At 42.4% G+C, this 8,020-nt stretch carries 8 protein-coding genes; all 8 read right to left on the reverse strand.

The features are described 5' to 3' along the window. Positions 1-151: 151 nt before the first annotated feature. The 8 genes from ACT3SX_RS12325 to ACT3SX_RS12360 all read right to left on the reverse strand — a co-directional run bounded on the left by ACT3SX_RS12325 (position 152) and on the right by ACT3SX_RS12360 (position 8,007). The gene (locus ACT3SX_RS12325) at positions 152-757 is read right to left on the reverse strand and encodes a prolyl hydroxylase family protein (protein ID WP_318779549.1); all 606 of its coding nucleotides are present in this window, start codon (positions 755-757) and stop codon (positions 152-154) included. Continuing rightward, positions 758-1,867, reverse strand: a complete 1,110-nt coding sequence (hisC, locus tag ACT3SX_RS12330; RefSeq protein ID WP_192520240.1) for a histidinol-phosphate transaminase — start codon at positions 1,865-1,867, stop codon at positions 758-760. A 96-nt stretch (positions 1,868-1,963) separates the two neighbouring features. Further along, positions 1,964-3,259, reverse strand: a complete 1,296-nt coding sequence (gene hisD / locus ACT3SX_RS12335) for a histidinol dehydrogenase (protein ID WP_192520241.1) — start codon at positions 3,257-3,259, stop codon at positions 1,964-1,966. Positions 3,260-3,496: 237 nt separating this feature from the next. Then, entirely contained in the window at positions 3,497-4,192 is a 696-nt protein-coding gene (gene hisG / locus ACT3SX_RS12340) for an ATP phosphoribosyltransferase (RefSeq protein WP_192520242.1), read from the reverse strand. A 129-nt stretch (positions 4,193-4,321) separates the two neighbouring features. Beyond that, positions 4,322-5,590, reverse strand: coding sequence for a UDP-N-acetylglucosamine 1-carboxyvinyltransferase (murA, locus tag ACT3SX_RS12345; protein WP_442062619.1), 1,269 nt, complete (start codon positions 5,588-5,590; stop codon positions 4,322-4,324). Between the two features lie 79 nt (positions 5,591-5,669). Continuing rightward, on the reverse strand, positions 5,670-5,915 hold the full coding sequence (locus ACT3SX_RS12350; protein WP_192519908.1) for a BolA/IbaG family iron-sulfur metabolism protein: 246 nt from the start codon (positions 5,913-5,915) through the stop codon (positions 5,670-5,672). 267 nt (positions 5,916-6,182) lie between these two features. Beyond that, a complete protein-coding gene (locus tag ACT3SX_RS12355; protein WP_442062621.1) occupies positions 6,183-6,662 on the reverse strand; it encodes a hypothetical protein in 480 nt (159 codons plus the stop codon). A 340-nt stretch (positions 6,663-7,002) separates the two neighbouring features. Then, entirely contained in the window at positions 7,003-8,007 is a 1,005-nt protein-coding gene (locus tag ACT3SX_RS12360) for an alpha/beta hydrolase (RefSeq protein WP_192519906.1), read from the reverse strand. Positions 8,008-8,020: the final 13 nt, after the last annotated feature.

Consider the following 8,020-nt stretch of genomic DNA (forward strand, 5'->3'; position numbering starts at 1 on the left):
TAGGTATAATTTTAAGAAGTAAATAAAAATAAAGCCTGCTCAACACAATGTTGGCAGGCTTTATTTTTACTAATCAGTATCAATATAGCAAGGACGATTCGTCAATCAGCAGTAACATCCGTATCCGCATGTAATGCTTTTAAGGCATCTATTAAAGACATATTGCTCGATACATGACATCTGTTCGTAATACATATTTAACACCCGATATCACTGGTGCACCTTCATGGAACTGTTGATGTGCAAACAGTAATGCTTGGCCTTTTTTCGGTGTAACAACATAGTTAGGTGTATCGTTATTATACCAACCACCTTGCCATTGATAAAATTTTGTCTCACCACCTTCGAAGTCGTCATTCAAATAAAATAATAGCGTTAAGAAGCTTTTATGAAACTTATCTTGCTCATAAGCACCATCAAAGTGTGGTCTGAACGTTTGGCCTTCGCCATAACGATAGTAACGAAAACGCTCATTCAGCCCAGACAACTCCCATAAACCCTCATCCCACGTTTTTGGTAAATAACACGCCACTTGGTCAAAGAGATTTTTTGCTAAGTCAGCATCATCAAATATGATACGGTCATTATTTCGGACGCTCGTATCTGTTCGAAACTGGTCATTGCCGACCGTAATTTGTGCTTGCTCATACTGCTGCATTTCACTTTTTTCGATGAGTTGCTCGCAGTAAAGATCATTAAAAATATGATCAATAGTACAAATCAATGGTCGATTACGAATTATATTCAAATTTTTCACTTAAGTACTCATAGCTCGCAGCGCAGTCAGTGCACTGATTAAACGCTCATGCTGCTCTGCTGTACCAACGGTAATACGCAAGTACTCATTGATTCGCGGCTTATCAAAATGACGGACGATGATTCCTTGCTCACGTAACGCACTGGCCACAGCACTGGCATCACCATCATTTGGACGGGCAAATACAAAGTTGGCATGTGACGGTAGCACTTGATAATCCAAGGCTGTTAGCTCCGCTGTTAGTGACTCACGCAGATCAATAACTTGCTGACGCGTTTGCTCAAAATATTCAACATCCAAGACACTCGCCGTCGCACCAGCTTGTGCTAACTTATCTAGTGGATAGCTATTAAAGCTGTTTTTCATACGTGTCAACGCTTCAATCAATGACGCATTAGCAAAGGCCATACCCACACGCAACCCTGCAAGCGAGCGTGACTTAGAAAAAGTCTGGGTGACCAATAGATTGTCAAACTCATTGATAAGGCTAATGGCAGATACTGAACCTTCTTCAGTCTGAGCAAAATCAATGTAGGCCTCATCAATAACGATGACGGCATTGGAGTGCTCGTTAGCCAATTTTCTGATATCAGCAAGCGACATTAACAACCCTGTAGGTGCGTTCGGATTGGCGATGATAATACCACTACAAGGCTGACGGTACGCGTCTGGACTAATGCTAAAATCAGCTTCTAGCGCGATTTGCACCAGCTCAATACCAAAGGTATGCGCATACACAGGATAAAAGCTATAACTAATGTCAGGTGCTAAAACAGGGCGCTCTTTTAGGAAAAAGCTTGCAAATACAAGAGCCAACACTTCGTCTGAACCGTTACCTACAAACACTTGATTAAGATCAAGGTCATAAAAATCAGCCAAAGCCTTTCGCAAATCCTCAGATTCAGGCGCTGGATACAAACGCAAGTCATCCGCCTGCTTTGTCAATACTTTAGCGATCGCCTGTCCTACTTTTGGAGAAGGTGGAAACGGATTTTCATTAGTATTCAGTTTGCATAAGTTGTCATGTTGCGGCTGTTCGCCTGGTGTATAAGGCGACAAATTACGTGCTTTAGATGACCACAGTCTGGTGTCTATCTTTAGTTCACTCATAAGTTATCCTATTATTATCCATTTTAATAACTTTAAAACCTCTAAAAATAATAATGCACTATCAATTTATCACATTAGTATCTTCAGTACAGACAGCTACTGATAACGATAGCGTGCTGAACGAGCATGGGCGTCCAAATCTTCACGTTGTGCTAAGATATCTGCTGTTTTGGCCAGTGGCTTACTACCACTTTCACTACAATAAATGATGGATGACTTTTTCTGAAAGTCATACACACCAAGTGGCGAAGAGAATCTTGCTGTACCCGAGGTTGGCAATACATGGTTCGGTCCTGCACAATAATCACCAATGGCTTCTGGTGTATGGCGGCCCATAAAAATAGCGCCCGCATGACGTATATTACCCAATAAAACATCTGGCTCATCAACAGACAGCTCTAAATGCTCAGGTGCAACTCGATTAATTACTGCAGCACCTTCGGCACGGTCTTTAACTAGAATAAGTGCGCCACGATTTTGTAGCGAATCACGAGCGATATCAGCCTTTGGCAACTCTGCCAATGCTTTGTCGATTTCAGCGGCAACTTCAGCTAATTGCTGTTCACTGGTCGTCACAAAAATGGCTTGGGCAATACTGTCATGCTCTGCTTGTGATAACAGATCCATAGCCAGCCAATCAGCGCGATCTTGCGCCTCGCCTTCTGCATAGACCAATACTTCAGATGGGCCTGCGATCATGTCGATACCCACTTGCCCAAACACTGCTCGTTTGGCGGCAGCCACATATTTGTTACCAGGCCCTGTTACTTTATCAACAGCAGGAATCGTTTCTGTACCGTAAGCCAAAGCTGCTACTGCTTGCGCGCCACCAATGGTAAAGACGCGATCTACTTTTGCTAAATGAGCTGCAGCCAATACCAGTGGATTTAGTATGCCTTTCGGTGCTGGTACTACCATGATGACTTCGGCAACGCCAGCTACTTTAGCAGGGATAGCATTCATCAATACCGATGACGGATACGATGCTAGGCCGCCTGGTACATAAATACCCACACGATCAAGTGGTGTGACTTTTTGACCAAGACGATTGCCTAGCTCATCTTCATACTGCCATGTTTCTTGCACTTGACGTTCATGAAATGTCTGTACCCGTGTGGCCGCAGTGGTGAGAGCCTCACGTACATCATCATCCAAGTTTTCAAATGCTTCAGCCAACACTTCTTTAGACAACTCTAACGACTCCATCGTGGTCGCTGGATGCTGATCAAACTGCTGAGTCAAAGCCAATACCACACTGTCGCCATCCGCGCGTACCTGCGCGATAATATCATCGACAGTCTTCAACAAATCGGCATCATTGACAGTTTCAAATGCAAGTAACTCTGTCAATTGACTATCAAAATCGGCATCTTGGGTACTTAATTGGCGCATAACTTAATCCTATATCTGAGCATAAAATGCGGCTAAAAATTAACGATGCAAAAATAAAGCATATTCAACATTTATCATCACTTTAATGACTAACGTAATCACGAGTATACTGAATTTTTATATGCTAACAAGCAAACACAACAAAACCAGTTTAGCATGCTATGTCTACCATAGAGCGCTAAACTGGTTTAAAAATTTGTATAACAATGCTTAATATTACCAATGAATACCACTGGCTTATGAAGCACTAGCAATACTACTTTTAAAGCTGTCTAAAATCGGTTCAAGTAGCGCAAACTTACGTTTATAGCTGACTTGATTGACGATAAGGCGAGATGAGACATAACAAATGTGATCACGCGCCTCTAGCCCATTGGCGCGTAAAGTATTACCAGTATCGACAACATCGACAATCAAGTCACCCAAACCGACTAACGGAGCAAGCTCCATCGATCCATATAGTTTAATCACATCCACTTGCTGACCTTGACTGGCAAAATAAGCACGTGCCACATTGACATATTTGGTCGCAATACGTAGGCGACGATTCGGTAATACGACATCTTTGACACCAGCTGTCATCAGCTTACACTGAGCAATCTGCAAATCTAGCAGCTCGTACACATGATTGGCACCATGCTCAAGCAATACATCTTTACCCGCCACACCAAAGTCTGCCGCACCGTGCTCTACATAGGTCGGCACATCGCTAGCACGTAAAATCAATACGCGGACATTTGGGTTCGATGTTGGAAAAATAAGTTTGCGCGAAGCTTCAGGGTCTTCTAGCAGCTCCACACCAGCTGCACGTAGCAACGGCATGGTTTCTTCTAAAATACGACCTTTTGATAAGGCCAGTGTTAACCCCGAAAACTCATCATTTACTTCATTTAATATACCGCTAGATGGTAATGCTTTGGTAGCTTCAGTCATAATGACATCGTGTCCATGTACAGTTGGCATCCTCATTAAGAGGATTTTTAAATTTTATAACGCTAAACGTTTTGTTTTATGATATCACTAATAAAAACAACTCACACCATGGGAATGAATCAGTCAATATTAATCATTAGTATTGATACGTTCAATATTCACACCAAGCGCACGCAGTTTGTTTTCTACGTCTTCGTAGCCACGGTCGATATGATAAATACGGTCAATTAAACTCTCGCCTTCAGCAGTGGCTGCTGCCATAACCAATGACATAGAAGCACGTAAATCCGTTGCCATGACTGGCGCAGCAGTAAAGTTTTCGACACCTTTTACCACAGCGGTATGACCATCTACTTGAATTGAAGCACCTAAACGATTGAGCTCTGGTACATGCATATAGCGATTTTCAAAGATGTTTTCGATAAACGTACTGGTACCATCGGCAAGACAACTAATCGCCATCAACTGTGCTTGCATATCGGTCGGAAAGCCTGGATGCGGTTGAGTACGAATATCCACCGCCTTGGGACGTCCGCTCATTTGCGCACGAATCCAGTCGTCACCAGTAGTAATCACAGCCCCCATATCTTCAAACTTTTCTAATACTGGGGTTAATAGTAACGCAGAGGTTTTTTTGGCCAACACATCACCGCGAGTCATTAACGCACCAGCAAGATAAGATCCTGTCTCGATACGATCGGGCACGACTGAATACTCACAGCCATGCAAGCGCTCAACCCCTTCAATGATCATGGTCGCTGTACCAATACCGCTAATTTTCGCGCCCATGGCGACCAGCATGTTGGCCAAATCGACCACTTCTGGCTCTAGTGCACAGTTACCCAAAACAGTGGTGCCTTTAGCAAGTGCTGCGGCCATGATGACGTTTTCGGTACCACCAACGGTCACCATATCAAACGAGAATTTACAGCCAATCAGCTTGCCACCTTTTGGCGCTTGCGCTTTTACGTAGCCGTTTTCTACACTAATTTCAGCACCCATCGCTTCAAATGCTTTTAGATGTTGATCAACAGGACGAGAGCCAATAGCACAACCACCAGGTAACGACACTTCTGCTTCACCAAAACGTGCCAGTAATGGGCCTAATACTAAAATAGAGGCACGCATGGTTTTGACCAAATCATACGGCGCATAAAAGTTATCGATGCTTTTGGTATCACAGGTGACAGTGTCGCCCTGTTTTTCGATATTGATGCCCATGCCAGCGATCAACTTAATCAACGTTCGTACATCTTGCAGGGACGGCACATTGTGCAGTGTCGTCGGGGTCTCTGCTAATATCATCGCGGCCAACAATGGCAAAGCGGCATTTTTGGCGCCAGAGATAGTAACTTCCCCTGCGATACGACTACTACCTGTGATTAAGAACTGATCCATAAAAGTGACAACCTAGCTGTGAGTGTGAAAAATATAAATAATTGAAAGTCATAATAAAAAAACTAAGACAATATAAAGCTTAGCCTTTTTGCTGAGTTTCCCATTCAGCAGGTGTCAATGCTTGAATATTAAGCGCATGAATATCACCACTGGCAATTTTATCGTTTACTAACGCATAAATCGCTTGTTGACGTTGGACGGCACGTTTGCCTTCAAAACTGGCATCAACCACACGCACATCAAACTTATTGCCTTGATTGGCTGCTTGAATAAAAGCGTCTGGAAAGTGAGTCTGTAAAAATGCAATCAAATCGTCAGCGTTCATGCTCATAAAATATCCTGTCTTATATAAATGGGTATTATTTGAATGGCAACATTATAACAAGAGTTTGAACATCTTACAGCACTGTCTGTGTATAAGCGCACATGACATATACATATCATCAATTTTACATAGACTGGATATAATATCAGGCGCTTTCAGTCTACTGTCGCGCATCGACTATAAGCACTGATTATAAGTAGCACTGCCCAAACAGTCATCGTAATGGTTGCTTGGACGATAAAAGAGGCTAAATGATATACCAAAATTTTAACGTCTTTCCATTTGAGTAACTCGCCTTATGGTACGTTTTTCTATCACGGTATCTGACTGACTCGCCAAGCTAAACTTAACATCAGATTGACTCAAGCTCTCTGGAATCTCAAGCTGTATGACGACTCTCGTCTTCATATTGCATCGTTCTGGTGTGCACCAATCTTGATTAACACCTTTTTCGATAATGTCATCCCATTTAATATCATAATCGTATTTTTTATTGACCTGCTCTAACTTTGGCACTATAACCTTGCTTAAATAAACAGGACGATCATTCTCTTTGAGCGCATTATATTGACTCATCTCTGAATCAGTTAACGGTATATTAGCAATAGGTTTTGAGCCAGGATTTTTTTTAATGATAATATCAATTCCTGGAACAGGATCATTGCCACCGATGGCAAATGCTAATGAAGGTGCTGCTAACGTTAAGCTTAGTAGTGCAATTTTGAGTGGTCGCATAAATATAGTCATGATAATCGTCCTTTGGGCTCAGTGGGTGTTTCACCGCTTTAAACGTTGTCTTAGAACTTTTCGTTTTTACTATATATTCGATAATGTCTGTTTTCTATCATAAGGGAATAGCGCATTGAATTGACAGGTTTTTATTATAGTATTAATAAATTCAACCGTTTTAAAACCACTAAATGTATTAATGTGCTAATTGATGACACGCCCTACACAATAAAAATCCCCAACGAGCGCTATGCCAGTTGAGGATTTATTCTTTGATACTTAAGCAATATTACTTATAAACAGTGGTACTTGTAAATAGTGATACTAACCTTTTGTAGAGTTATAGTCAGAGAATGAGCTATTTCAGCTCTTTATCCAGATAAGTCAGCACTTGTGAGCGCACATCATTCAACCAACGCAGTGGTGGTGCCATCGCACCGATACTGGTCGCATGACTGGCACCTTCTATCTCACTGACCTCTACCCTTGCGCCATAATCTTTTAGCGCTTTTGTCATATTAATCGTATTTACGTCGTAGACAATCTTATCATTTTCAGCAGTCAATAATAGATAAGGCGGCTGCTCGCCTTTTAACTGTCTGTCGGGCATGACTTGATCAGGAGTCGCATCGGCAGGAAAAGCCGTGGCGCTATCAAACTGCCTAAAGTCATAGCTATAAGGACCCGCGATACCAACTACCGCTTTAATATCACTTGGCTTGATACCATAAGGTGCTAAAAAATCCTCGTTAGACACAGCTGCTACTACGTTAAATGCGCCCGATGATTGTCCCATGACAGCCATACGCTTAGAATCTGCATGTAATGTCTTAGCGTTGTCATGGCTCCATGCAATTGCTTTTGCCGTGTCTTCTACATAGTCAGGATATGGATGTTCGGGTGCCTTCCGATAGTTAATCACTGCGGTCACGTAGCCTGCTCGCGCTAGGCTCTTACCAACAAAAGCATATTGCTCTTTGGTACCGTTTTCCCACGAACCACCGTAGACAAAAACAACCATAGGATATGTATCTTCAATCACGTTTTGTGCTTTCATTGCTTGGGCTAGAGGTTTGGGATAATAAATATCCAAGTCTTGTAAAGGCTCATCGCCATAGAGAATATCTTTACTAACGCCCACGCCGCCACTTGAGGTAATGCCATTGACGACAGTTAGCGGTGATACTGCTTGTGCACTCTGTGTGGCTAATGCGATGCCACCTATGGCCAGTACTGCTGTCAGACCTAGGCTTGTGAATGTTGAAGCTTGTTTGTTTTGCTTATGAACATTATTTTCTATGTCATTGCTTCTTATATCATTGCTTGTGATGCTTTGTCGTGAACCTTTAGCCAAATCCTTCATTGCCAGTATCCCT

The organism is Psychrobacter sp. AOP31-B2-9, from assembly GCF_052378005.1.
In the GTDB taxonomy this organism is placed as follows: domain Bacteria; phylum Pseudomonadota; class Gammaproteobacteria; order Pseudomonadales; family Moraxellaceae; genus Psychrobacter.

What these genes read in the sequence shown, in the direction of transcription:
- ACT3SX_RS12355 (WP_442062621.1), bottom strand. Translation starts at nt 6,662, where the DNA reads ATGACTATATTTATGCGACCACTCAAAATTGCACTACTAAGCTTAACG.
- hisC (WP_192520240.1), bottom strand. Translation starts at nt 1,867, where the DNA reads ATGAGTGAACTAAAGATAGACACCAGACTGTGGTCATCTAAAGCACGT.
- murA (WP_442062619.1), bottom strand. Translation starts at nt 5,590, where the DNA reads ATGGATCAGTTCTTAATCACAGGTAGTAGTCGTATCGCAGGGGAAGTT.
- ACT3SX_RS12360 (WP_192519906.1), bottom strand. Translation starts at nt 8,007, where the DNA reads ATGAAGGATTTGGCTAAAGGTTCACGACAAAGCATCACAAGCAATGAT.
- hisD (WP_192520241.1), bottom strand. Translation starts at nt 3,259, where the DNA reads ATGCGCCAATTAAGTACCCAAGATGCCGATTTTGATAGTCAATTGACA.
- hisG (WP_192520242.1), bottom strand. Translation starts at nt 4,192, where the DNA reads ATGACTGAAGCTACCAAAGCATTACCATCTAGCGGTATATTAAATGAA.
- ACT3SX_RS12350 (WP_192519908.1), bottom strand. Translation starts at nt 5,915, where the DNA reads ATGAACGCTGACGATTTGATTGCATTTTTACAGACTCACTTTCCAGAC.